At 63.3% G+C, this 25,746-nt stretch carries 21 protein-coding genes; 11 read left to right on the forward strand and 10 right to left on the reverse strand.

The genetic code is table 11. The features are described 5' to 3' along the window. Positions 1-245: 245 nt before the first annotated feature. The 5 genes from QQL24_RS07085 to QQL24_RS07105 all read right to left on the reverse strand — a co-directional run bounded on the left by QQL24_RS07085 (position 246) and on the right by QQL24_RS07105 (position 7,389). Complete coding sequence (locus QQL24_RS07085; RefSeq protein ID WP_284311203.1) at positions 246-2,000, reverse strand: amidohydrolase family protein; 1,755 nt, start codon at positions 1,998-2,000, stop codon at positions 246-248. 619 nt (positions 2,001-2,619) lie between these two features. Continuing rightward, positions 2,620-3,345, reverse strand: a complete 726-nt coding sequence (locus QQL24_RS07090; RefSeq protein ID WP_284311204.1) for a pyrimidine 5'-nucleotidase — start codon at positions 3,343-3,345, stop codon at positions 2,620-2,622. 158 nt (positions 3,346-3,503) lie between these two features. Next, positions 3,504-4,394 carry an acetylglutamate kinase gene (gene argB, locus QQL24_RS07095; RefSeq protein ID WP_284311205.1) on the reverse strand — a complete coding sequence of 297 codons (891 nt, stop codon included), beginning with the start codon at positions 4,392-4,394 and terminating at the stop codon, positions 3,504-3,506. A gap of 71 nt (positions 4,395-4,465) precedes the next feature. Beyond that, positions 4,466-5,947 (reverse strand): MDR family MFS transporter, encoded by a 1,482-nt coding sequence (locus QQL24_RS07100; protein ID WP_284311207.1) that lies wholly within the window; start codon positions 5,945-5,947, stop codon positions 4,466-4,468. A gap of 185 nt (positions 5,948-6,132) precedes the next feature. Continuing rightward, complete coding sequence (locus QQL24_RS07105) at positions 6,133-7,389, reverse strand: cyclopropane fatty acid synthase (RefSeq protein WP_284311208.1); 1,257 nt, start codon at positions 7,387-7,389, stop codon at positions 6,133-6,135. A 337-nt stretch (positions 7,390-7,726) separates the two neighbouring features. Here QQL24_RS07105 and araD1 point away from each other — a divergent pair, with 337 nt between their 5' ends. After that, positions 7,727-8,725, forward strand: a complete 999-nt coding sequence (gene araD1, locus QQL24_RS07110; protein WP_431310647.1) for an AraD1 family protein — start codon at positions 7,727-7,729, stop codon at positions 8,723-8,725. Positions 8,726-8,870: 145 nt separating this feature from the next. Here the strand turns inward: araD1 and dapE are convergent, their stop codons facing one another. Beyond that, complete coding sequence (dapE, locus tag QQL24_RS07115) at positions 8,871-10,037, reverse strand: succinyl-diaminopimelate desuccinylase (protein WP_284311209.1); 1,167 nt, start codon at positions 10,035-10,037, stop codon at positions 8,871-8,873. Positions 10,038-10,127: 90 nt separating this feature from the next. Next, complete coding sequence (gene dapD, locus QQL24_RS07120) at positions 10,128-10,985, reverse strand: 2,3,4,5-tetrahydropyridine-2,6-dicarboxylate N-succinyltransferase (RefSeq protein WP_284311210.1); 858 nt, start codon at positions 10,983-10,985, stop codon at positions 10,128-10,130. A gap of 544 nt (positions 10,986-11,529) precedes the next feature. On the opposite strand from dapD, the gene QQL24_RS07125 reads away from it, so the two are divergent. The 6 genes from QQL24_RS07125 (at position 11,530) to sucD (ending at position 18,454) form a co-directional block, all read left to right on the forward strand. Continuing rightward, positions 11,530-12,771: an aminopeptidase gene (locus tag QQL24_RS07125; RefSeq protein WP_284311212.1), complete on the forward strand. Its 1,242-nt coding sequence runs from the start codon at positions 11,530-11,532 to the stop codon at positions 12,769-12,771. Positions 12,772-13,119: 348 nt separating this feature from the next. Beyond that, entirely contained in the window at positions 13,120-13,743 is a 624-nt protein-coding gene (locus QQL24_RS07130; protein ID WP_284311213.1) for a response regulator transcription factor, read from the forward strand. Between the two features lie 424 nt (positions 13,744-14,167). Then, positions 14,168-15,361: an aminotransferase class V-fold PLP-dependent enzyme gene (locus tag QQL24_RS07135; protein ID WP_284311215.1), complete on the forward strand. Its 1,194-nt coding sequence runs from the start codon at positions 14,168-14,170 to the stop codon at positions 15,359-15,361. A 23-nt stretch (positions 15,362-15,384) separates the two neighbouring features. Continuing rightward, positions 15,385-16,350, forward strand: coding sequence for an HpcH/HpaI aldolase/citrate lyase family protein (locus QQL24_RS07140; RefSeq protein WP_284311217.1), 966 nt, complete (start codon positions 15,385-15,387; stop codon positions 16,348-16,350). A 23-nt stretch (positions 16,351-16,373) separates the two neighbouring features. Continuing rightward, positions 16,374-17,558 (forward strand): malate--CoA ligase subunit beta, encoded by a 1,185-nt coding sequence (locus QQL24_RS07145; RefSeq protein ID WP_284311218.1) that lies wholly within the window; start codon positions 16,374-16,376, stop codon positions 17,556-17,558. Between the two features lie 11 nt (positions 17,559-17,569). After that, a complete protein-coding gene (sucD, locus tag QQL24_RS07150) occupies positions 17,570-18,454 on the forward strand; it encodes a succinate--CoA ligase subunit alpha (protein WP_284311220.1) in 885 nt (294 codons plus the stop codon). A 69-nt stretch (positions 18,455-18,523) separates the two neighbouring features. On the opposite strand, the gene upp is transcribed toward sucD, so the two are convergent. Further along, the gene (upp, locus tag QQL24_RS07155; RefSeq protein WP_284311221.1) at positions 18,524-19,153 is read right to left on the reverse strand and encodes a uracil phosphoribosyltransferase; all 630 of its coding nucleotides are present in this window, start codon (positions 19,151-19,153) and stop codon (positions 18,524-18,526) included. A 217-nt stretch (positions 19,154-19,370) separates the two neighbouring features. Between upp and rpoN the strand changes: the two genes are divergently transcribed. The 4 genes from rpoN (at position 19,371) to QQL24_RS07175 (ending at position 23,388) form a co-directional block, all read left to right on the forward strand. Then, positions 19,371-20,903, forward strand: coding sequence for an RNA polymerase factor sigma-54 (rpoN, locus tag QQL24_RS07160; protein WP_284311222.1), 1,533 nt, complete (start codon positions 19,371-19,373; stop codon positions 20,901-20,903). Positions 20,904-21,284: 381 nt separating this feature from the next. Continuing rightward, positions 21,285-22,232, forward strand: coding sequence for a 3-hydroxyacyl-CoA dehydrogenase (locus QQL24_RS07165; RefSeq protein WP_284311224.1), 948 nt, complete (start codon positions 21,285-21,287; stop codon positions 22,230-22,232). A gap of 1 nt (position 22,233) precedes the next feature. Further along, positions 22,234-22,707: an MmcB family DNA repair protein gene (locus QQL24_RS07170; protein ID WP_284311226.1), complete on the forward strand. Its 474-nt coding sequence runs from the start codon at positions 22,234-22,236 to the stop codon at positions 22,705-22,707. A 177-nt stretch (positions 22,708-22,884) separates the two neighbouring features. Further along, a complete protein-coding gene (locus QQL24_RS07175) occupies positions 22,885-23,388 on the forward strand; it encodes an SRPBCC family protein (RefSeq protein ID WP_284311228.1) in 504 nt (167 codons plus the stop codon). Positions 23,389-23,522: 134 nt separating this feature from the next. Here QQL24_RS07175 and trmB read toward each other — a convergent pair whose 3' ends face one another. Both trmB and metK read right to left on the reverse strand, forming a co-directional pair. After that, positions 23,523-24,290, reverse strand: a complete 768-nt coding sequence (trmB, locus tag QQL24_RS07180) for a tRNA (guanosine(46)-N7)-methyltransferase TrmB (RefSeq protein WP_431310648.1) — start codon at positions 24,288-24,290, stop codon at positions 23,523-23,525. 58 nt (positions 24,291-24,348) lie between these two features. Continuing rightward, on the reverse strand, positions 24,349-25,545 hold the full coding sequence (gene metK / locus QQL24_RS07185) for a methionine adenosyltransferase (RefSeq protein WP_284311230.1): 1,197 nt from the start codon (positions 25,543-25,545) through the stop codon (positions 24,349-24,351). Between the last annotated feature and the right edge of the window lie 201 nt (positions 25,546-25,746).

Here is a 25,746-nt window from a genome sequence, read left to right on the forward strand (position 1 = left end):
GCGATATCGTAAGGCTTTGGCGCTGCGTCGGTTTCGGCAGAGAGCCAGCAGCAGTCATTGCCAGCGATGCTTTGGACAATGGAAAGTCGGCAACGAAGCTTGGCACAGGTTGCCCTGACACTTGCCACGGACGGATACGAAGCTCAGGCCAATGGGGCCAGGCCGATAATTGTTCGCTCGAACGAATATTCCGTACTGGAATTCCGTATCGAATCTCGTAAGGGCTCGATCCAGCAGACCAAACGCTAGGTAAGACTCGCAATCCGCGGATGATAGAATTTATCGAGGATGGAATCATTTTTTGAATTCGCCTTGTAAAATGCCTTCAGTCTTCCTCGTGTTCCCTTATCATCGGAAAGGCCTAGAAACGCTGCCGCATTGCCTGAAAAGAAATTGTCAAGGTCGGCGCCAAGCACAGGCCCCATCGCGGTCCGCATGGCGTCTCTGTACGTTCCTGCTTCGCCATAACGGCCCATCAGCAGCCAGTCCGTGCCGTACATCAGCCTTGCCTTGGCGCAATCGGGGAGCTTGCTCACATTGGCGAGGATGGCATCCTTCTGCGCCTTATCCTTTCCGCTCGTGGCGGTGACGATCGCGAGATCGCTGACATCGGCATAGAGGTTGGGGTAGCGACCCAGCATGTCCGCGACCTCGTTCGTCCAGACATTGCTGTCGGTTGGCTTGTCGTAGTCGAAAATGCCCCCCGCATGGCCAAGGTTCAAACGTAGGCTGCGGAACTTCGGAATATCCAGGAGCCGGCGCCAGTAACGAGGATGAGCCCGCTGCATCGCCCTGTCGTCCGGCCCCTGCGAGTGGGAACAATGCGTTAGGATCGGAACATCGTTGTCGACGCAGTAGCTATAAAGTTCCGTCAGCGCCCGATCGAGAAGGACACCGAGATGCTTCATTCTGACGTGAGGAGGGAAGCAATCGTCACCGAGATCGGCGTTGCCGATCGCCCTGAAACCCATAGGAGGATAGACTTTGACGCCCACGAAACCTTGCGTCTCGACCGCCGCCCTCACGATGGCCAGGGCATCCTGACTGTTGCCCTGCTGCTGATCCTTGATGTAGCGTAGCGGATCGAAACCTATATAGCCATGTACCGCGACCCCGGGCGGCTGAACAAGGGAAATCAACCGCATGATACGCGCCTGCTGTGCAAGCGATGTCGAGGGTGGGCTCTTGTAGCCGGGGTCGTCGGGAAGCCAGTTGCCCGAGTCCAAGATGGCCGGGGCGACGAAACGAATAGGCTCGTTGGGGCCCGCGACGTTCTCCAGCTGCGATGCCAGACGATAACGGTATTTCGACCAGAGCGGGGCCCATGACTTGATGAAATTGACGACTTCGTCCCAAGTCGGCAAGCTTAGGCGGCTGGTCACTCTAGGATGCCTGTTCGTGCCGGCCTGCGTCGCAATTCTTGCCGCATTGATGCGATAATAGGCAAGTTCGGCCTCCGCATCCAGCAACAGCCCGTTCTGAGGTGGGAAGCGCGGGTACTGATATAGAAATCGCAAAAATTCCAGATTGTTGTCGCGGGCCAGAAGTCCTCTTGGTTGGCTCTCGATATGCTCGTCGATGAACCTATTAACGCCCTCAACGAACATCTGCACGGGGTCACGCCTTGGGTCATCCGTGCCGACGCTGCTGCCGCTCAGGCGCATCAGCTTCAACTGCTTCTCTTCCATTTCGCCCGTCGGTGCCCGGGACGTGACCATTGAGACAATGAACAGGGCTGCGGGTGACAGCCATTTGCCGAGTTCGCCCGATAGTTCGACTTTGGTGAGAAAGTTGTAGATCGGCAGGTCATGGACGTTGAAGATATGGCTATGGACATCGATCTCGGGTGGCCGGTCTGGATCGGAGGGGTATACTTTGTAGGCTGGATCGGACGCGCAACCCGACAGAATGGGAAGCAAAGCACTGCCAGCGCCCTGGAGAAAAGCTCGTCTCGACAGCCGATCGCTGTGTATCATTGCTGAATGACGATGGAGCATCATCTGGTTCCACGTGCAGCTAAGTTCGTACTGTGGCGCCTTTGTGGCAATTTGACAACTATCACAAAGAGATCAAAGTATACTGGCCTCTGAGACCTTCGAAGCGGTACGGGCGGCCAAAGACCGGGTGACTGTTTTTCTTTGAGACGCCGGAAATCTATGTTAATGTGTGCCTATTGTCCAAAATATGAGTAACAGACAATAAAAAGCCGCATTTTCTCTATGATTTTCGGCCAAGAGGCGCTAATATAAATTTATAATATATCCACCATGAGGTAAACAGCGAAGGTATATTGCTAGATGGTAGGAAATTGTTCGAGCATGATTATCTGATTTCAGATATAAGCTGGACAATTGGCCAGAGATATTGCTCATTGCCAATACGGGAACGGGTCGGCGCGCTGTCGCGGCAAGGGTGGCTACGGATGCCTTGGCCGCGAGCGTCATCCATAATGATGATGCTTGGATTTTTCCGCTACGCTCCTGGCTTGGCGCAGGCACATGAGCGGCAGCGCTGTCGAGGCTGTCGGGACAAATCCTGGAGTGACGAAATCGAGCTCTACCTCCGCGGGCCTGTCTCACGAGGAGCGTCCGTGATCGCCTGAGAAGCAGCGCTCCCAGGTTACCCCAGCGCTTGCGCGAGATCGGTCACGAAGCCCGCTATATCGTCGGTGATGTAGTCGACATGCTCGGCCTTGGCGCCGTCCAACTCCCAGGCGTCGCGCTCGATCCGGGCATCGCGCCGGGGCACCACCAGCACGGTGCGCATGCCCCGCTGATGCGGCACGATCAGGTTGCGCGACAGATCCTCGAACATCGCCGCCCGGGCGGGATCGACATCGTGGCGCGCAAAGAAATTGATGTAGGTGTCCGCTGCCGGCTTGGGCAGGTAGTCGGCCGAGACGATATCGAAGACGTCGGCGAAGTGCTTCTCGACGCCGAGCTTCTTTACGATGTTCATGGCATGGCGGGTGGTGCCGGAGGTGAAGATCAGCTTGCGGCCCGGCAGCAGGCTCAGCGCCGTGCCGAGCAGGGGATTGGGCTCCAGCGGCGAATGGTCGATATCGTGGGCAAAATCGAGGAAATTGGCGGGATCGAGGCCTTCGTCGATCATCAGCCCGCGCAGGGAGGTGCCATAGCGCTGATAGTAATATTTCTGCAGGCCGCGCGCGCTGAGCCCGTCGACACCGTAGAAATTGGCCATCCAGGTGGTGATGCGATTGTCCACCTGCTCCCAGAGATTGGCGTGATGAGGATAGAGCGTGTTGTCGAGATCGAACACCCACGTCTCGACATGGGCGAAATCGATCGCCAATTTCTCTTTGCTTGAATAAACGGTCTGATCCATCACCTGTCTCTATCCGCAAGATATGACAGTATCCTGCGGCAATGTTAAGGACGGATTGCGCGGCGTCGTCCTGTGAGCGGAGAAGGGCGCCCTAACATTGTACGGTCCCGAATCCACGAAGCGTCACTGCGTGCCGCATCGCGTTCGGGATGACTGCACTATCGTCTGATCAGCGTGCCCGCGCCGTGATTGGTGAGGAGCTCCAGCAGCACCGCATGCGGCACCTTGCCGTCCATGATCACCACGGCTTCCACGCCCCGTTCCAGCGCGTAGATGCAGGTCTCGACCTTCGGGATCATGCCGCCTGTGATGGTGCCGTCGGCGATCAGGCGGCGGATGCCTTCGACGTCGATCTCCTCGATCAGATTCTTGTCCTTGTCGAGGATGCCGGGCACGTCGGTGAGCAGGAGCAGGCGCGTCGCCCCCAGCGCCCCGGCGATGGCGCCGGCGAAGGTGTCGGCATTGACGTTGAAGGTGCCGCCATCGGCCGAAGCGGCCACGGGAGCCAGCACCGGGATGATGTCGGACTTGATGATTTGGTCCAGAACCGTGGTGTCGACCTTGTCGGGTTCGCCGACGAAGCCGAGATCGACCACCTTCTCGATGTCCGAATCCGGATCGTAGATGGTGCGCGTCGCCTTCCTGGCGATCAGCATGCGGCCATCCTTGCCGGAGAGGCCGACGGCCCGGCCGCCCTCGGCATTGATGAAGCCGACGAGCTGCTTGTTGATGGAACCTGCCAGCACCATCTCGACGACCTCGACGCTGGCCGCATCGGTGATGCGGTGGCCAGCGGCGAATTCGGACTTGATGCCGAGACGCTGCAGCATCTCGGAGATCTGCGGGCCGCCGCCATGCACCACCACCGGGTTGAGGCCGGCCTGTTCGAGCAGCACGATGTCGCGGGCGAAGTCGCGGGCGACCTGCTCGCTGCCCATGGCGTGCCCGCCATATTTGACGACGATGGTGGCATCGTCGTGCTGCTGCATATAGGGCAGGGCCTCGGAGAGGATCTCTGCCTTGTCGTGGACGCTGAGATTGGGGCTCATGGCTTGGCGATTCCGGGGAAGGTTGGAAGGGCTTTTACAGCATGCTGCGGGCATGAAAAGGGGGATTGCGCTCACTCCGCCGGCGCGGCGCCGACCTTGGTGCGCAGCGGCCGCTCCTCCATCACGATCAGGCTGTAGAGCGTGAGGAGGATGCCGAGCGCCGCGGCGCCGAACACGAAGCGGAAGACGGTGCCGATGTCGCTGCCGCCGGAGGCGAGGGTGGTGGCGAGATTGTCCATGGTGACGGTGGCCGCCTTGCCGGCCGGCAGGCTGCCCATCACGATGGCGCCGAAGCCGGCGACGATGATGGCCCCGCCCAGCGAGCGGAAGAAGTTCATGGTGCCGGTCGCGGTGCCCATCTGGTGTGGCATCACGGCGTTCTGGATTGCCACGGTGGTGACCGGCAGCACCGTGCCGATGCCGACGGCCGCCACTGCGAAGATCACCTCGATCACGGCCAGCGGCAGGCCGACGGGCCGGGCCGCCACGATGGCGAGGGCGATGACGGAGACGGTGAGGCCGATCATCGGCGTGCGCTTGTAATGTGTCATATGCGCCATCAGGCGGCCTGAGAAGGTGGCGCCGGTGACGGTGCCGACCATCAGCGGGATGAGCGCGAGGCCGGACTGGCTGGCGGTGAGGTTGTAGACGCCTTCCAGATAGATCGGCGTGTAGATGGTGAGGCCGATGAAGACGCCCATGCCGAAGCAGGCCGCCAGCGTGCCCATCGCCACCACCTGGTTCTGCAGCACCTCGGGCGGGATGAGTGGTTCCGGCGCCGTCAGCAGGCGGGCGACGAAGGCGATCCAGAACAGCACGGAGCAGCCGACGAGCCCGAGGATGGTGAGCGAGGTCCAGGCATAGCGCGGCCCGCCGAGGCTGAGGGCAAGCAGCAGCGCGACGGTTGCTGTTGTCATCAGGGCGGCGCCGAGGAAATCGAGCTTGTGCGGCCGTTCATGCCGCGGCAGCTTCTTCAGAAGTGAGTTCGTCATCCAGAAGGCGAGCAGGCCGAGCGGCAGGTTGATCCAGAAGATCGCGGACCAGTGCAGCTTCTCGGCCATGAAGCCGCCGAGCACCGGGCCTGCGATGCTGGAGGTCACGAAAACGCCGGCGATCAGGCCCTGGTAGCGCGGGCGCTCCTTGGGCGGGACGATATCGGCGATGATGGTCTGGGCCAGCGAGATCAGGCCGCCGCCGCCAAGGCCCTGCAGCGCGCGGGCCAGGATCAGCACCAGCATGCTCGGCGCCAGGGCGCAGAAGATCGAGCCGACGACGAAGACGGTGATGGCCACCAGCAGCGTCACCCGCCGGCCGGCGATGTCGGACATCTTGCCGTAGAGCGGCGTCACCGCGGTCGAGGTGAGGAGGTAGGTGGTGACGACCCAGGGCAGGTTCTCGAAATCGCCGAGGCTGCGGCCGATCGTCGGCATGGCGGTGGCGACGATGGTCTGGTCCAGTGCCGCGAGCAGCATCGCAACCATGATGCCGATGATGATCGAGCGCACCTCGCTGGGGCTCAGCGCGGCTGCCGTCGCCGGTTCTGGGTGGGTCATTGGGGATGTCCGAGAAGAAGACTTGAAAAGGGCTTGTGGTATGAAAGTCGGATTATCGTGGAAACATGATCATAGTTTGATCATCCGCTCTAAAGGGCAACGCGCACCCGAGGATTTCGGATGCGCGCCTGTCGAAAATCTGCAAGAGACGGGCAGGTTGACAGCGCCTGGCGGCGGTCTTGGCCTTACTCCGCCGCTTCGCGTGCTGGGGCGGGGACCGGCCGGAGATCGAGCGGGAGGCGCCTTTCCGCCTCGCCGATATAGTCGCGCGTCAACGGAACCGCATTGATCGATTTCGCCACCTGGATCTGAAAGACCATGTGACCGCCCCAGCGGAACGTCGCCTCGGAGGAAGCCAGATACATCTCCCACATGCGGCAGAAACGGTCGTCATAAAGGGCGCGGATCCGCTCGAGGTTGCGGTTGAAGCGCACACGCCAATGCCTGAGCGTCTCGGCATAATGCAGGCGCAGGATCTCGATGTCGGTGACGACGAGGCCGGCCCGTTCGATCGCGGGCAGAACTTCCGACAGGGCAGGGGAATAGCCGCCCGGGAAGATATATTTCTGGATCCACGGATTGGTGGCGCCCGGACCGTCGGAACGGCCAATGGCATGCACAAGCGCCACGCCATCATCGTTGAGCAGTTCGGCGATCTTGCGGAAATAGGCATCGAAATGGTTGACGCCGACATGCTCGAACATGCCGACCGAGACGATGCGGTCGAATTTCTGCGTCACCTTACGGTAGTCGATCAGTTCGAAGCGCACGCGATCGGCGATGCCGGCGGCAGCCGCACGGGCATTGGAGACCTTGTGCTGCTCCTCCGAGAGCGTGATGCCGGTTACGTCGGCCTTGGTGACGTTGGAAATGTAGAGCCCCAGGCCACCCCAGCCCGAGCCGACATCGAGCACCTTCACGCCCGGCTTCAGCAGAAGCTTGGCCGCGATATGACGCTTCTTGTAGGCCTGCGCCTCCTCCAGCGTGACGTCGTTGGAGGGGAAATAGGCGCAGCTATATTGCCGGTCATCATCGAGGAAGAGATCGAACAATTCGTCCTTCAGGTCATAGTGATGGGCGACATTGTTCTTCGAGCGACTGGCGGGATTGTACTGGGCGAGGCGTCGACCGACCTTGCGGGCCGTCGAGCCGATGCTGCTCAACGGGCCGATATGAACGGACCAGCCGATATTCTGCATGAAAAGGGCGATCATGTCGTAGACATCGCCCTTTTCGATCACGAGCCGGCCATCCATATAGGCTTCGCCGACTTCCAGCTCGGGGTGCGTGAGAAGCTTCCAGGCCGTCGCCTTGTCGGTAATTCGGATTGCGCTCGCAAAACCTTGGCCGCTCCCGTAGCTATGTACACGCCCGTCGGGATCGATAACCGTAAGTGCGCCCTTCTTGACCAGGCGCTTCAACATTGTATCGAGAATAAACATCTGCAAGACCCTAGCGGATACATGTCGCTGGAGCCTGTTCTGCCGCACACCGCATATAGTCACGCCCGGCGGACGAACTCTGTGCGGCTGGCAGATTCGACACGATCCGTTCCTAAATTGAACGCAATTTCGTGAGCGATGCAATGGTTTTTCTACGGGCGAAGCTGATTCGGCCTTGCTGTTATGCATGGCAGGCCTCGAATACATTCATAGCCTCAGATTTTGTGCAGTGCAGCGATTGTTGCCAATCCGGCCAAGGCCGCATTTTGCCGTTGCGCCATGCCAAAGGATTTCTATGATGCGCGCGCCAAGAACAATTGTCTGAGGAATGCGCTCCGTGGCCCACTCGTCTCTTCGTCTCGCCCAGATCCACCGTGACGGCCAGCGCGCCGTGGTCGCCACCGAGGGTGGTGCCTCTCGTGTCGTCAAGAACACGGCCAGCGTGCTGGAGCTGGCGCAGGCCGCCATCGCCGCCGGGCGCTCGCTACAGGCAGAGATCGAGACGCGTGGCCTCGGCGAAGGCGTCGATCTCGCAGCCCTGCTGAAGGCCGGGCAGGTACTCGCGCCGATCGACCACCCCGATCCCAACCATGTCATGGTGGCTGGCACCGGCCTCACCCATCTCGGCAGCGCCGAGGGGCGGGACAAAATGCACAAGGATCTGGCCGATCTTTCCAAGGCCACCGATTCCATGAAGATGTTCCGCATGGGCCTCGATGGCGGCCGCCCGGAACACGGCACGGCGGGTGTGCAGCCCGAATGGTTCTACAAGGGCGACGGTTCCACCCTGGTGCCGCCGCAGGGCGCGTTTCCCTCGCCCTCCTTCGCCCTCGACGCCGGCGAGGAGCCGGAGCTTGCCGGCATCTATGTCAACGGCCCTGACGGCACGCCCTGGCGCATCGGCTTTGCGCTCGGCAACGAATTTTCCGACCATGTCACCGAGCGGCAGAACTATCTCTATCTCGCCCATTCCAAGCTGCGGGTGTCCTCGATCGGGCCGGAACTGCTGGTCGGCGAGCCGCCTGCCGATATCCGCGGCACCTCCCGCATCCTGCGTGATGGCAAGGTGGTCTGGGAAAAGCCCTTCCTTACGGGCGAGGCGAACATGTCGCACACCCTCGCCAATCTCGAGGGCCACCATTTCAAATACCGCCTGTTCCGCCAGCCCGGCGACGTGAACGTGCATTACTTCGGCACGGCGACGCTGAGCGTGTCCGATGGTTTCCAGACGCGCGAGGGCGATGTCTTCGAGATCTCGGCCGAGCCTTTCGGTCTGCCGCTGGCCAACGCGATCGGCCGCGCGGAGGCGCCCTGGCCGGTGGTGAAGGTGCTCTGATTGGGAGCGTCCCTGGGAGCGCGGACATCCTGTCCGCTCTTGAAACGGCTCGGCAACAGAAAAAGGCGGATCGCTGACGACGAGCGATCCGCCTCTTCTTTCAATGCTTGTGGTTCAAGAGCGGACAGGATGTCCGCGCTCCCAGTTAGGAAAAATATTGCCCCAGGATGCGCTGAAAGATCCGCGCCAGGCTCTCCAGATCGATGATCGCCACGCGCTCGTCGGTCTGATGCATGGTCTTGCCGACTAGGCCGAACTCGACCACCGGGCAGATATTCTTGATGAAGCGCGCGTCCGAGGTGCCGCCGGAGGTGGAGAGCGCCGGCTTGCGGCCGGTCTCCGCCTCGATCGAACTCACCACCGCGTCGACGAAGGCGCCCGGCGGCGTGAAGAAGGCTTCGGAAGAGGAGCGCCCGAACTCCAGGGCGTAGACGATGTCGTTGCCAGCCGCGCCGTCGAGCTTGCCGCGCACCCAGACTTCCAGCTTCTCGCGGTTCCAGTGGTCGTTGAAGCGGATGTTGAAGATGGCGCGCGCCTCGCCGGGGATGACGTTGGTCGCCTTGTTGCCGACGTCGATCGAGACGACTTCGAGGTTGGAGGCATCGAAATGCGCGCTGCCATGGTCGAGTTCGTCCGCCATCAGGCCGGCGAGCAGGCGCACCATCTGCGGCACCGGATTGGTGGCGAGATGGGGATAGGCGACGTGGCCCTGCTTGCCATAGACGGTGATGGTGCCCGACAGCGAGCCGCGGCGGCCGATCTTTACCATGTCGCCGAGCTTGGCCGGGTTGGTCGGCTCGCCCAGCACGCAATGGCCGATGCGGTCGCCCTTCGCCACGGCCCAGTCGAGCAGCTTGACCGTGCCGTTGATGGCAGGGCCTTCCTCATCGCCCGTGATCAGGAATGCAATGGGATCATCCGGATGCTCTTCGAGGTGGCGCAAGCTCGCCGACACCGAGGCGGCGACACCGCCTTTCATGTCGACCGCGCCGCGGCCATAGAGCTCACCATTGACGATATCGCCCGAGAACGGCCCCCGGCTCCAGCGTGCCTCGTCGCCCGGCGGCACCACGTCGGTATGGCCGGCAAACATCAGGGCCGGCCGGTGGGCCGGGCCGACATGGGCGTAGAGATTGGCGACGTCAGGCGTATCCTCGTCGCTGAAGGAGACGAGATGGGTCTCGAAGCCACGGGCCTGCAGGATCTCGGCGAGGAGATGCAATGCACCGCCTTCCTCCGGTGTGACGGAGGGACAGCGGATCAGGGCCTGGGTGAGGGCGACGGGGTCGCGGGGGTCGAAGGTGAAGGACATCGATATCCTGGGATCGCAGGCATCCTTGCCTGCTGGAAACGCCGCGCTTGAAGGATGGGAAGAGCAGGCAGGGATGCCTGCGATCCCAGATTAATCCCGCAGCAACTCGTTGATGCCGGTCTTCGAGCGGGTCTGCGCGTCCACCGTCTTGACGATCACGGCGCAGTAGAGCGAGGGCCCGGGAGCACCATTGGGCAGCGGCTTGCCGGGCAGATTGCCGGACACCACCACCGAATAAGGCGGCACATAGCCGCGATAGGTCTGGCCGGTGGCGCGGTCGATGATGGTGGTCGAGGCGGAGATGAACACGCCCATGGCGATCACCGAGCCCTGGCCGACAATCACGCCTTCCACCACCTCCGAACGCGCGCCGATGAAGCAGTCGTCCTCGATGATGGTGGGGTTGGCCTGCAGCGGCTCCAGCACGCCGCCGATGCCGACGCCGCCCGACAGATGCACATTCTTGCCGATCTGCGCGCAGGAGCCCACCGTCGACCAGGTGTCGACCATGGTGCCGGTATCGACATGGGCGCCGAGATTGACGAAGGATGGCATCAGCACCACGCCCGGGGCGATATAGGCGGAGCGGCGCACCACGCAGTTCGGCACGGCGCGGAAGCCGGCATGGCGAAATTCGGTGGTGCTCCAGCCTTCGAACTTGGAGGGCACCTTGTCCCACCAGGTGGTGCCATGCGGACCGCCGGGAATGGCCGCCATGTCATTGAGACGGAAGGACAGCAGCACGGCCTTCTTCAGCCACTGATGCGTATGCCAGCTCTCCTTGCCGGTGGCGCCCGCCACCTTCTCGGCCACGCGCAGCTTGCCTTCGTCGAGCAGGCCAAGCGTGTGGTTGACGGCGGCGCGCAACTCGCCCTTGGTCTCGAAATTGACCTGGGCGCGGTCTTCCCAGGCGGCATCGATGACGGTTTGCAGACGGGCGATTTCCATAATGTCTCCTCACAAGCTTTCGCCGCAATTGCCGTGCGAAAGCGGCCTGTGTCAAGCATTAGCGACGCTGAACGGCGTCAGGAATAGAATGCCTGATAGCGAGGAGAGCGTTCAGTATCGGACCGAAACCGTCCTGATTTTTCCGTGTTGCGGGCACCGGCGTTTCGGAGGCCCCGAGGGGGTATATCTCGATGTCGCCGAGATTATTGTGTCGCGACGATATCCTTGCGCAGTTCTGAGGTGTCTGTGCCGGAGGCCATACCTTCCCCCACCATGCAGGGCTCCCCCATAAGCTGAACAATAGATGATCACGCGTGAGGTAACCGTGACCGCATAGACCATGCTTATGCCTCATCTTGCCAGCAATGGTTTGAAAGACCAGCGGAGCGCGGTTCTCTCTGAGCTATCCTTCTACCCCATATCCACTGACCGGCTTGCCGGCTTGATCGTTGGCTTCGCTCCCCGCTCTCGCCCACAAAACGCTTGACGGCGCGATGCATCGTTGATGGTCTGCGCGCCTGTTTCGATCCCAAAGAGGTTTTCCATGCACAAGCCCATTTCGACCCATGACATGCGTCTCGACAAATTCGCCGAGACGGCAGTGAAAGTCGGCCTGGGCCTGGCGCATGGCCAGGAACTGGTGATGACGGCCCCGATCGAGGCCCTGCCGCTGGTGCGGCGCATCACCGAGCATGCCTACAGGGCCGGCGCCAGTCTCGTCACCACGCTGTTCTCCGACGAGGAAGCAACCCTGGCGCGCTACCGCTTCGCGCCCGACGATGCCTTCGACACCGCTACGGGCTGGCTGTTCGACGGCATGGCGGCGGCCTATGCCAGGGGGGCGGCGCGCCTCGCCATCGCCGGCGAAGACCCGGCGCTGCTGGCCAGCCAGGACCCCGCCAAGGTCGCGCGCGCCAACCGCGCCCGCTCGGCCGCCTACAAGCCGGCGCAGAAGCTGATCGTCGGCTTCGACATCAACTGGAACATCATCTCCTATGCCTCGCCCGCCTGGGCGCGCACCGTGTTCCCGAACGAGAGCGAGGAGGTGGCGGTAGCGAAATTGTGGGATGCGATCTTCGCGGCCTCCCGCATCGACGCGGAAGACCCCATCGCCGCCTGGACCAACCATAACGACAGTCTCCACGCCCGCGCCGCCCATCTCAACAACAAGCGCTATTCGGCGCTGCATTTCACCGGACCGGGCACCGACCTCACGGTCGGGCTTGCCGACGAGCATGAGTGGCATGGCGGTTCGGCCAGGGCCAAGAACGGCATCACCTGCAATCCCAACATCCCCACCGAGGAAGTCTTCACCACACCGCATCGCGACCGGGTCAGCGGCCATGTCTCCTCCACCAAGCCGCTCTCCTACCAGGGCACGCTGATCGACAAGATCTCGGTGCGCTTCGAGAGCGGCAAGATCGTCGAGGCGGATGCGGCTAACGGCAAGGACGTGCTGTCGAAGGTGCTGGAGACCGATGTCGGCTCGCGGCATCTGGGCGAGGTGGCTTTGGTGCCCTTCTCCTCGCCGATCTCGAAGAGCGGCCTCTTGTTCTACAACACACTGTTCGACGAGAACGCCGCCAGCCATATCGCGCTCGGCCAATCCTACAGCCAGTGCTTCATCAATGGCGGCTCGCTCAGCCCCGAGGAACTCGCGGCGCGCGGCGCCAACAACAGTCTGATCCATATCGACTGGATGATCGGTTCCGGCGAGATCGACGTCGACGGCATCACCGCCACCGGCAAGGCCGAACCACTGATGCGGAAGGGCGAGTGGGTGTAGTGGTGGGAGCGCGGACTTCCAGTCCGCTCTTTAACCGCCTCCACCAGCAAAAAGGGCGCGACCGTCATGGTCTGCGCCCTTTCTCTTATCGCCTGCGTTTCCAGGAGCGGACTGGAAGTCCGCGCTCCCGGGACGGCCGGGAGGCAGGCGAAGCTGATGTCCTTGCCTTCGAGACCCTCCTTCGGCCCATGAAAATGCGAGCGGCTTCGCCGGCAATGGCCCTTTTCTCGAGATTTCCCGGCAGCGAGGCGAATTCCGAATGGCGAACAGCGTCCGGACGATAGAAGTTTCCCCGAATTCCGGTCATGCTATATAAGGAAACAAATATTCCTGGGGAGAAAGGCGCCTATGGCTGCACGCGAAACGCCCCGTCTGGCAATCGCTGACGCGAACCCGCTGGTCATGGTGGCTTTGCGTGAATTGTTCGAGCGGGAGGGACGTTTCAAGGTCGTGCACACCTGCACCGGCGGCGCCGCGCTCGTCTCAGCCTTGTTGCAGTCGCGCTGCGACGTGGCAGTCGCCGGCTGGCGCCTGTCCGACATGACGGCAGCCGACCTTCTTGGCCGGCTGAAGTCCGGCGCCCCGGCAACCCGGGTAATGGTCCTGTCGAGTGACCACGATCCGACGATCCTGCGGCGCTGCGTCAAACTTGGAGCCATGGGTTTCTGCTGGCAGAGCGATGCTCCTTCGGTGCTGATCGAAACCGTCGAGGCGGTGCATCACAACCGCATGAGCCTGCCCTATATCGATGTCTCCAAGATGGATGACACGCCGCTGTCGGCGCTGACCCCGCGCGAGCGCGATCTCCTCAAGGCGCTCAGCGACGGCTGGAACAATCTGCAGATCGCCTCGCGTTTCGGCGTCTCGCAGAACACGGTCAAATACCACCTGAAGAACGTCTACGATAAGTTGGGGGTCAAGAACCGGGCGATGGCGATCACCTTGTTCGTGAGTGAAAACCGCCGCGGGTGAGCTGTTCCGGCCTTTGGGAACCGTCGATCGCATTAGGAAACGTTGGAAAATAAGTGCTCCTGTCATCCCCGGCCGAGCGAAGCGAGGGGAAGGGGATCCAGGGGCCAAGGTTCTCGACTATTAAGCCCCTGGATTCCCTTCCCGCCGCCTGCGGCGGCGCCGGGAATGACAGCCTCTAAGCGATTCATTGATTCTGCGAAGTTTCCTTATCGATCACCCTCGCCCTGCAACCGTTCGGTGCCCAACCGGGTAGGAAGCAACCTACCCACCTGGCCCGGCAGGGCATACCCGCTGGTGTGAAACGGGCTGCCCGATCGTCGCGATTTCCTATCCGAGCGGGTGTTGTGGCTGGCCGGCAAGCCGCCGATGCTCCCCCCATGGCGGCGAGTGTTCAACCAAGCCGCGATCTCTGGGAGAATATCGAATGCCTGGTTACACGCACCTCTTCACGCCCGGACCGACCAATATTCCCGAGGTCGTGCGCCAGTCGATGAACCTGCCGATGGAGGATATGCGCTCGCCGACCTTCCCCGATTTCACCTTGCCGCTCTTCGCCGACATCAAGAAGATCTTCCAGACCGAGACGGGACGGGTTTTCATCTATCCATCGTCCGGCACGGGTGCCTGGGAAGCGGCGATCACCAACACGCTCAATCCAGGCGACAAGGTGCTGATGTCGCGCTTCGGCCAGTTCTCCCATCTGTGGGCCGACATGGCCGCGCGTCTCGGCCTCGATGCAGAGGTGATCGATGTCGAATGGGGTGCCGGCGTGCCGGTGGAGGCCTATGCCAGCCGCCTGGCCGCCGACAAGGGCCACGCCATCAAGGCGGTCTTCTGCTGCCACAACGAGACCGCCACGGGCGTGACGAGCGACATCGCCGCGGTGCGCGTCGCACTCGACGACGCGGGCCATCCTGCGCTTCTGTTCGTCGATGGTGTCTCCTCCATTGGCTCGATTGACTTCCGGATGGACGAATGGGGTGTCGATTGCGCCGTGTCCGGTTCCCAGAAGGGCTTCATGCTGCCGACCGGCCTCGGCTTTCTGGGCGTCAGCCAGAAGGCGCTGCACGCGTCAAAGGCGGCGACCATGCGCCGCTGCTACTTCAGCTTCGACGACATTTCACGAGCCAATGACAGCGGCTACTTCCCCTATACGCCTCCCACGCAGCTGCTGCGCGGCCTGCGGGTATCGATCGACCTCCTGCTGGCGGAGGGCCTGCCAAACGTCTTCGCGCGCCACAGGCGCCTGGCGGAGGGCGTTCGCAAGGCAGTCGACGCCTGGGGGTTGAAGCTTTGCGCCAAGGAAGCGAAATGGCAGTCGGATACGGTGAGCGCCATCGTCGTGCCGGATGGCATCGACAGCGCCGAGGTGGTGCGGCGTGCCTATCATCGCTACCAGATCTCGCTTGGCGTCGGCCTTGCCAAGGTGGCCGGCCGCGTCTTTCGCATCGGTCACATGGGCTCCTTGAACGAGGTGATGGTCTGCGGCGCGATCGCCGGGGCCGAACTCGCGCTTATCGATGCCGGCGTCGCCATCAAGCCCGGCTCCGGGGTTGGCGCTGCGATCGAGCATTTCAGCCTCACGCCTCACCACGCCGCCCTCGCGGCCGCCGCCTGATCAACCGGGACCGGAGACCGACCATGAGCCATACCCTTCATCCCCTGCGCAAGCCGCGCCTGCAGCGCAGCGAGTTGGCCGTGCCGGGTTCGAACCCGACCATGATCGACAAGGCCGCCTCCAGCGCTGCCGATTTCATCTTCCTGGATATCGAGGACGCCGTCGCTCCGCCCGACAAGGACAGAGCGCGGAAGAACATCATCCAGGCGCTCAACGACATCGATTGGCGTGCCAAGGGCAAGACCATGTCGGTGCGCATTAACGGTCTCGATACCCACTACATGTATCGCGACGTCGTCGACGTGATGGAACAGGCAGGCGACCGGCTTGATACCATCCTGGTACCGAAGGTCGGCGTTCCCGCGGATCTCTACATGGTCGAGGCTCTGGTCAGCCAGATCGAGGCGGCAAAGGGCTTCGGCAATCGCGTCGGCCTGGAGGCCCTGATCGAGACGGCACTCGGCATGGCCAATGTCGAGGCGATCGCCGCCTTCGGGGGGCGGCTCGAGGCCATGCATTTCGGCGTCGCCGATTATGCGGCCAGCCTGAGGGCGCGCACCGTCAACATTGGCGGGCTCAACCCGGATTATCCCGGCGACCAGTGGCATTTCGGCCTGGCGCGCATGACAGTGGCCTGCCGGGCCTATGGCCTGCGCCCCATCGACGGTCCGTTCGGCGATTTCAGCGATCCGGAAGGCTACCGCCTTGCCGCCAGGCGCGGGGCGGCGCTCGGCATCGAGGGGAAATGGGCCATCCATCCCAGCCAGATCGACCTTGCCAACGAAGCCTTTTCTCCCCCGGACAAGGAGGTCGACAGGGCCCGGCGCATCATCGCAGCCCTGAAGGAGGCCGAAGAGCAGGGCAAGGGTGCCGCCGCCCTCGATGGCAAGATGATCGACGCCGCCTCCGAGCGCATGGCACGCAATGTCCTGCTCATGCACGACGCCATCATCGCTTCGACCCCCAGCCACAATGCCGTTCCGGCCTGACCGCAGCCAAGGAAGCCTCTTCGATGGACATTCATGAATATCAGGCCAAGGAGATCCTCTCCCGCTTCGGAGTCGCCATTCCGCGCGGCGGCCTCGCCTACTCGCCCGAGCAGGCGACCTATCGCGCTCGCGAGATCGGCGGTTCGCGCTGGGTGGTGAAAGCCCAGATCCACTCCGGGGCCCGTGGCAAGGCTGGCGGCATCCGCCTCTGCGCAAACGATGTCGAGATCTCCGATGCGGCCGATGCCCTGCTGGGGCGGCGCCTCGTCACCTCGCAGACCGGGCCGCGCGGCAAGCTGATCTCGCGCCTCTATGTCGAGGCGGCCTCGGAGGTCGACCGCGAATATTATCTCGGCTTCGTGATGGACCGCACCTCGGAGCGGATCATGATCGTCGCTTCGGCCGCAGGCGGCATGGAGATCGAGGACATCGCCGAGAGCAAGCCCGACTCGATCATCCGCCAGACCGTCGACCCCGCCGTCGGCATGCAGCCTTTCCAGGCCCGCGAGATCGCCTTTGGCCTCGGGCTCGAATCCGACCTGATCGGCAAGGCGGTCGATACCATCATGGGTTCCTTCCGCGCCTTCAGGGACCTCGATGCCGCCATGCTCGAGATCAATCCACTGGTGGTCGCCAAGGATGGCTCCCTCGTGGCGCTCGACGCCAAGATGTCGTTCGACGACAACGCCTTGTTCCGGCGTCCACAGATCGCCGAACTGCGCGACAAGTCACAGGAGGATGCGCGCGAGACCTATGCCAGCGACCGCGGTTTGGCCTATGTCGGCCTAGACGGCCAGATCGGATGCATCATCAATGGCGCGGGGCTCGCCATGGCCACGATGGACATGATCAAGCTTGCCGGTGGAGAGCCGGCTAACTTTCTCGACATTGGCGGCGGTGCTTCGCCGGAGCGGGTGGCCAAATCGTTCCGCGCGGTGCTGTCCGACAAGAATGTCGAGACGATCCTCGTCAATATCTTCGCGGGCATCAACCGCTGCGACTGGGTGGCCGAGGGCGTCATCAAGGCGATCGAGGAGGTCGGGGTGAATGTGCCGCTGGTCGTGCGCCTGTCCGGAACGAATGCCGAGAAGGGCCTCGCCATCCTGCGCAATTCCGGGCACGCCATCACCACCGCCGAGACGCTGGCGGAAGCCGCGCAAAAGGCCGTCGCCGCCTGGCGCGCCAGCACGATGAAGAAAGCAAGCTGAGGATTGATGGGATGAGCATTCTGATCGACAAGACCACCAAGATCATCATCCAGGGCTTTACGGGCCGCCTCGGCTCCTTCCACGCCCAAGAGATGGTCGACTATGGCAGCCGCGTGGTCGGCGGCGTGACCCCTGGCAAAGGTGGCTCGACCCATTTGGGCCTGCCGGTCTTCAACACCGTCAAGGGAGCGGTAGCGGAAACCGGCGCCACGGCGAGCCTCGTCTTCGTGCCACCGCCTTTTGCCGCCGACTCCATTATGGAAGCGGCGGACGCCGGCATCAAGACCTGCGTCTGCATCACCGACGGCATCCCGACGCAGGACATGATCCAGGTGAAGCGCTTCATGCGCCGCTACCGCTTCGAGGAGCGCATGCGGTTGATCGGGCCCAATTGCGCCGGCGTCATCACGCCCGGCCAGGCGATGATGGGCATCATGCCGGGCCATATCTACAAGCCGGGCCGTATCGGGATCGTCGGACGCTCGGGTACGCTTGGCTACGAGGCCGCCTCGCAGATGAAGACCCTCGGCATCGGTGTCTCCACCAGCGTCGGCATTGGCGGCGATCCCATCAACGGTTCGTCCTTCAAGGATATTCTCGAGCTCTTCGAGGCCGATGACGGTACCGACGCCGTGGTGCTGATCGGTGAGATCGGCGGGCCGCAGGAGATGGAGGCGGCGGATTATATCCGTACGTCGATGACTAAGCCGGTCATCGCCTATATTGCCGGCCTGAGTGCGCCGCGCGGCCGCAAGATGGGGCATGCCGGCGCGATCATCTCGGCATTTGGGGAGGGCGCCGCCGAGAAGGCGACGATCCTGCGCGAAGTCGGCGCGGCCATTGCTCCGACTCCCTCCGACATCGGCTCCACCGTCGCGCGGGCGCTTGCAGCGTGAGAACGGCGTATCGAGCCGGCTACAGCGATTGCGATTTTCCCGATCAGGCTCGGGAAAGTCCGCCCCTGGCTACTTGGTCCCGTAGATCCGGTCCCCCGCGTCCCCCAGGCCCGGCACGATATAGCCGTGATCGTTGAGGTGGCTGTCGACCGCGGCCGTCCAGATCTTCACGTCGGGATGGGCTTCGCGCAGGCGCTTGATGCCCTCGGGGGCGGCCAGGAGGCAGACGAAGCGGATGTCCTTCACGTCGCGCGCCTTCAGCCGCTCGATGGCGGCGACGGCGGAGTTGGCGGTGGCGAGCATCGGGTCGAGCACGATGACGAGGCGCTCGGCCACATCGGGCGGGGCCTTGAAGTAATATTCGACGGCCTGCAGCGTCTGCGGGTCGCGGTAGATGCCGATATGGGCGACGCGGGCCGAGGGCACGAGGTCGAGCATGCCTTCGAGGAAGCCTTCGCCGGCGCGCAGGATGGGGGCGAGCACCAGCTTCTTGCCGGCGACGCGGGGCGCCATCATCTTCTCCAGCGGCGTTTCGATCTCGACCTTTTCGAGCGGCAGGTCGCGCGTCACCTCGTAGCAGAGCAGGCGGCCGACTTCGTTGAGCAATTGGCGGAAGCCCTTGGTGGAGCGGTTCTTGTCCCGCATCAAAGTGAGCTTATGCTGCACCAGCGGGTGATCGACGACTGTCACGCCTTCCATCGGGGTCTCCCTTAATCGGCCATTCCCTCTACCTAGCCGATTTCGCGCGCGGGGTAAGGCGTCGCGACGCGCCTTCCACGTCTTTCATCATCGAGGCGTGACATTTTGTGACATGCATGCCAAACAGGTGGCGCGAAACTTGCATCGAGCTGTCGCCTGGAAGGCGTGGCCCGTGCAGGATCGTTCCCGACCCTGGCAATCTGAACGGGCCCCGAGTATGGCGTTGTCGCAAAGGCTTGAGTTCCGCCAGACGCAGTCGCTGGTGATGACGCCGCAGCTGATGCAGGCGATCAAGCTCCTTCAGCTCTCCAATCTCGATCTCAACGCCTATGTCGAAGCCGAGCTCGAGCGCAATCCCGTGCTCGACCGCGCCGACGGCGAGCTCTCGCGCGAGCCGGAAATCCTGGCGCCGGCCCCTGCAAGCGATCCGGCCGATGGCGACTGGCTGCACGAGGACATGGCCCCCTCGCGCGAGGCGCTCGAGCAGGGACTCGGTACCGATCTCGACAATGTCTTCCCGGATGAGCGCCCGCCCGAACGCGCGCAGGCGCCGGCGGCGATCGAGCAGCTTTCTGGCAGCGACCCCTATGTCTCGTCCTGGTCCAATGTCGGGGCCGGCGGTCATGGCGGCGAAGACGACATCAATTTCGAGGGGCTGGCGGCGGCGGAGATCTCGCTCGCCGACCACCTGGAGGAGCAGCTCGCGCTGGCGGTGGAAGACCCGCGCCGTCGGCTGATCGGCCATTTCATCATCGATCTCATCGATGAGACCGGCTATTTCACCGGCAGCGTCGAGGAGATCGCCGAGCGGCTTGTAGCGTCGCCGGGTGAGGTGGAGGCGGTGCTGCGCGTCGTGCAGGGCTTCGAGCCCTCCGGCGTCGGCGCGCGTTCGCTGAAGGAGTGCCTGGCGATCCAGCTTGCCGAGCGCGACCGGCTCGATCCCGCCATGGCCGTGATGCTCGACAATCTCGAACTCGTCGCCAAGCGCAACATCGCAAGCCTGCGCCGCCTGTGCGGCGTCGACGAGGAGGATGTCGTCGAGATGATCGCCGAGCTGCGCGCCCTCACACCGAAGCCCGGCCTCGCCTTCGGCTCGATGCCCATCCAGCCGGTGGTGCCCGATGTGCTGCTGCGCGCCGCGCCCGACGGCACCTGGCTGGTCGAGCTCAATGCCGACACGCTGCCGCGCGTGCTGGTCAACCAGACCTATTATTCCAAGGTGGCGCGCACCGCCCGCAACGAGGCGGACAAGATCTTTCTCGCGGAGGCCCTGCAGACCGCCAACTGGCTCACCCGCAGCCTGGAGCAGCGCGCCCGCACCATCCTGAAGGTCGCCACCGAGATCGTGCGCCAGCAGGATGCCTTCTTCGCGCTCGGTATCCAGTATCTGAGGCCGCTGAACCTGAAGACGGTGGCCGATGCCATCGGCATGCATGAATCGACGGTGTCGCGCGTGACGGCCAACAAGTTCATCGCCTCAGCCCGCGGCCTGTTCGAGCTCAAATATTTCTTCACCGCCTCGATCTCCAATGCCGAGGGCGGCGAGGCGCATTCCGCCGAGGCCGTGCGCCACCGCATCCGCCAGATGATCGACGCCGAAGCGCCCGATGCTATCCTCTCCGACGACACCATCGTGACCCTGCTGCGCGAGGCCGGCATCGACATCGCCCGGCGCACCGTGGCCAAATATCGCGAATCGATGCGGATCTCCTCCTCGGTCGAACGGCGGCGGGAAAAGGCGGGGCGATAGGGGAAGAGGTCGGAAGGCACACACGATTGGGCGAGATGAGACGTGTGAGAAAAAAGGTGCGCCGTCGAAGTCCCCTCGCCCCGTTCTTACGGGGAGAGGATAGAGGTGAGGGGCTGCGTGACATTGGCGGGATTATTTTCTTAAATAAATCAAAGAGATAAGATGCGTCGGTGCGTCACCCCGATTTATATCACGCCAATCCCAGAGGTCCTGCACTGCCCCTCACCTCTATCCTCTCCCCGTAAGAACGGGGCGAGGGGGCGCAACCGGCCCGCCTTATTCCGAGATGCCCTATCTCGCTCAGCCGAATGACAGCGTTGTCTCTATCGTCAGCACCCGGCTAAGCTGGCACGAAAGAACCGCACGCAGCAGGAGGAACCGATGGCCAGAATCGCCATCGTCGGAACGGGATTTGTCGGCCGGGCCTGGGCGATTTCCTATGCCCGCGCCGGCTATGACATCGCGCTGTGGGATCAGGATGCGGACGCGGCCAGGAAGGCGCTGGACTACATCGTCGGCGTGCTCCCGGATCTCGCGGCCAACGATCTGACCGATGGTCAGGCGCCCGAGGTCATTCTCGACCGTCTCAAGCCCGTGGCCAGGCTCGCCGAAGCGCTGGAAGGCGTTGACCATGTCCAGGAGAACACGCCGGAGAACCTGGAGGTCAAGCGCGCCGTCTTCGCCGAGCTCGACCGGCTCGCCGCGCCCGAAGCCGTGCTGGCCTCCTCGACCTCGGCCCTGCTGCCATCCGCCTTCACCGAAGGCCTGCCGGGCCGGCGGCGTTGCCTGGTCGTCCACCCCTTGAACCCGCCTTATCTCATCCCCGCCGCCGAACTGGTGCCGGCGCCCTGGACGTCGCCGGAGACGATGGAACGTACCGCGGACCTGCTGCGCCGGGCCGGGCATGCGCCGATCGTGATGAAGCGCGAGATCGATGGCTTCCTGATGAATCGCCTGCAGGGGGCGCTGCTGGAGGAGGCCTTCCGCCTGGTGGCAGACGGCTATGCCTCTGTCGAGGACGTCGATATCGGCCTGCGCGACGGGCTGGCGCTGCGCTGGTCCTTCATGGGGCCGTTCGAGACCATCGATCTCAACGCGCCGGGCGGGGTGCGCGACTATGTGCTGCGCTACCAGCAGATCTATTCGAACATCTTCCCCTCGATGCAGCGCCGGGTCGACTGGGCCGGCCCGGTGATCGAGACCGTCGAGGCCGACCGGCGCAAGCGCCTGCCGCCCAGCGATCTCGGCCGCCGCGCCATGTGGCGCGATCGGCAACTAATGGCGCTCGCCGCCCATAAGAGACGCACTCGAAGGGAACTCGGAGACTGACGTGTCGCTGCCGGTCCTGCCCGTCGACGGCCGCCAGTCGGCCGCTGCCCTGACCATCCAGCGAGGTGCCAGCCGTCTGTTGCGCCAACATGGCCTGGCGCCGGTGCCGGAGGTGACGCTGCCGAACGGGCGGCGCGCCGATCTCGCCGCCATCGGCCGCAAGGGCGAGATCTGGATCGTGGAGATCAAGTCCTCGGTGATCGACTTCCAGGTCGACCGCAAATGGCCCGATTATCTCGGTTTTTGCGACCGCCTGTTCTTCGCCGTCGGCCCCGATTTCCCGCTGACGCTCCTGCCGGAAGAAGCCGGCGTCATGGTCGCCGACGCCTATGGCGGCACGCTCCTGCGCGAGGCGCCCGAACAGAAGCTCGCCGCGCCCACCCGCAAGGTGATGACCCTGCACCTCGCCCGCCTCGCCGCCGCGCGCCTGCATCAGGCGATGGATCCGGAAGGGGCGTTCGGGTTCGGGGAGTGAGGAACTCGGAATGAGGCGTCCGAGCAGAAGGCGGGAACCATGGTGCCTGATCCAGTCGATGTTGCCGCTCTCCGCTTGCTCCCGCCCGGCGCATCGTGATCTATGGAAGGAGCGGGCGCGAGGGCTGCCGCAAGGCTCCATATGGGAGAAGGCCGTCGCCCGAGGAGGAATATGTCCATGGAAATGAGCGGTTCGCAGCGCATCGAGGCTTCCCGTGAGAAGGTCTGGGAAGGCATGAACAATCCCGAGATTCTCAAGCAGTGCATTCCGGGCTGCGAGTCGATCGAAATGACTTCGCCCACCGAGATGGTAGCCAAGGCGGTGCTGAAGATCGGGCCGGTGAAGGCGACCTTCAACGGCAAGGTCACCCTGTCGGATCTTGATCCGCCCAATGGCTATACGATCACGGGCGAGGGGCAGGGCGGCGTCGCCGGCTTTGCCAAGGGTGGCGCCAAGGTGCGGCTCGAAGCCGAAGGCGAGGGGGCGACCATTCTCCACTACGACGCCAAGGCCGATGTCGGCGGCAAGATCGCCCAGCTTGGCGCCCGCCTGATCGACGGTACCGCGAAGAAGCTGGCGGGGGATTTCTTCGAGAAGTTCGGGCAGGCGATTGCGCCCAAGGCGGAGGGGGAGGCTCCGGCGGAGCCGGAGAAGAAGAAAGGCTGGTTCGGGAAGAAGTAACCTGGGAGCGCGGACATCCTGTCCGCTCTTGAAACGATAAATTAGAAGAACTGGGGCGCCCTTGTTAAAGGCCGCGACCGTTTCAGGGCTCGACATGGGATGATCGCCGAGCCCTCTCCGGCGTGCGGGTCGTTTCAAGAGGCAGACAAGATGTCCGCACTCCCAGCAATTCGCCGGAATGTGAAATACGCACCCCGCCGCCCCTCGCGCAGCGCTTTCGCCTCATATCGCGTCGAGCGCCAGCCCTCCCAGGGCGTCAGCCAGTCGGACTGGCGCTCCGCCGTCCAGACGAAATCCGGCGAGCGGGCGATGCGGGCCAGCGCATAGGCGGCGTAATCGTCGATGTCGGTGGCGAAGCGCAGCTCGCCGCCCGGCTTCAGGATGCGGGCAAGGCGCGCCAGCATGTCCTCGCCCAGGAAGCGGCGCTTGCGGTGGCGGCGCTTGGGCCAGGGGTCGGGATAGAGCAGGTAGATGCGTGCGATCGATGCCTCGGGCAACCATTCCACCACCGCCTTGGCGTCATCGTCCCACAGGCGGATATTGGCGAGCCCGTTCTGCTCGATCTGGGACAGCATCTTGGCGGTGCCGTTGATATAGGCCTCGCAGCCGATGAAGCCGACATCCGGGTTCTCGCCGGCGCGCTGGGTGAGATGCTCGCCGCCGCCGAAGCCGATCTCCAGCCAGATGTCGCCGACGGCGGTCGGGAACAGCGTGCGCAGATCGGTGGGGGCAGAGGTGTCGAGATCGAGCCGCAGGTCCGGTAGGGCGCCCGCCATCAGGCCGGCATGGCCCTTACGCAGAGTCTTGCCCTTGCGCCGCCCGAAAAAGGCGCCGTGGCCGCGCTGCGGTGGCTCCACGCCATTCTGCGTGTCGTCGTTTTCGACCGTCACTGTCGTCCCCATAGAAAAAGCCTTCCCCACTAACGCGGGAAAGGCTTCTTAATGCAGTTGGCTGTGAAGATTAAGCGCGAACCGCCTTCTTCAGCGCGTCGGCGAGATCGGTCTTCTCCCAGGAAAAGCCGCCGTCGCGTGCCGGCTTGCGGCCGAAATGGCCATAGGCGGAGGTGCGGGCATAGATCGCCTTCGAGAGGCCGAGATGCTCGCGGATGCCACGGGGGGTGAGGCTGACGACTTCGCGCAAGGCCTTTTCCACCTTGTCCTCGGACACCGAGCCGGTGCCGTGCAGGTCGACATAGATGGCGAGCGGCTCGGAGACGCCGATGGCGTAGGCAAGCTGGATGGTGCAGCGGTCGGCGAGCTTGGCGGCCACCACGTTCTTGGCGAGGTAGCGCGCCGCATAGGCGGCCGAACGGTCGACCTTGGTCGGATCCTTGCCGGAGAAGGCGCCGCCGCCATGGGGGGCCGCGCCGCCATAGGTGTCGACGATGATCTTGCGGCCGGTGAGGCCGGTATCGCCATCCGGACCGCCGACGACGAACTTGCCGGTGGGGTTGACGTGCCAGACGGTGTCGCCATTCACCCAGCCTTCCGGCAGGGTCTTGCGGATATGGGGCTCCACCAGCTTCTTGATGTCGCCGGAGGTCAGAGTCTCGTCGAAATGCTGGGTCGAGAGCACGATCTGGGTCACGCCGACCGGCTTGCCGTTCTCATACTTCACCGTGACCTGGCTCTTGGCGTCCGGGCCGAGCATGCCGAGTTCGCCGGACTTGCGGGCCTTGGTTATGTCCTCGAGGATCTTGTGGGCGTAATAGATCGGGGCCGGCATCAATTCCGGCGTCTCGCGGCAGGCGTAGCCGAACATGATGCCCTGGTCGCCGGCGCCCTCATCCTTGTTGCCGGCGATGTCGACACCCTGGGCGATATCCGCCGACTGGGCGTGCAGCAGCACTTCAATCTTGGCCGTCTTCCAGTGGAAGCCGGACTGCTCATAGCCGATCGCCTTGATGGCGCGGCGGGCGGCAGCCTTGACCTTGCCCTTGGTGATGCTATCGGGGCCGCGATATTCGCCGGCGATCACGACGCGATTGGTGGTTGCCAATGTCTCGCAGGCCACGCGAATCTGGGTGGGATCCATGCCGGTCTTCACGGCTTCGCGATAGAACAGGTCGACGATTTCGTCGGAGATACGATCGCAGACCTTGTCGGGATGGCCCTCAGCGACGGATTCGCTGGTGAACAGATAGTCGGAACGAGACACGAGAATTTCTCCACGCCAAAACGGAACCATATCTCCCCGTTTTGGCGAGGGCCGACGCCCGCGTCAAGCGGCAAATCGTACGTTTTGTTCGTTTAAAGGAACGGTAGAGACGATTCTTGGAAGTGGGAGCGGTTTTCCGAAGCCTGACCAAGAAGCCTGACCAAAAGGGCGGCTAAGCCGAATGAGGCGAGCCGCCTCCTG

This window comes from Labrys miyagiensis, from assembly GCF_030160835.1.
Classification (GTDB): domain Bacteria; phylum Pseudomonadota; class Alphaproteobacteria; order Rhizobiales; family Labraceae; genus Labrys; species Labrys miyagiensis.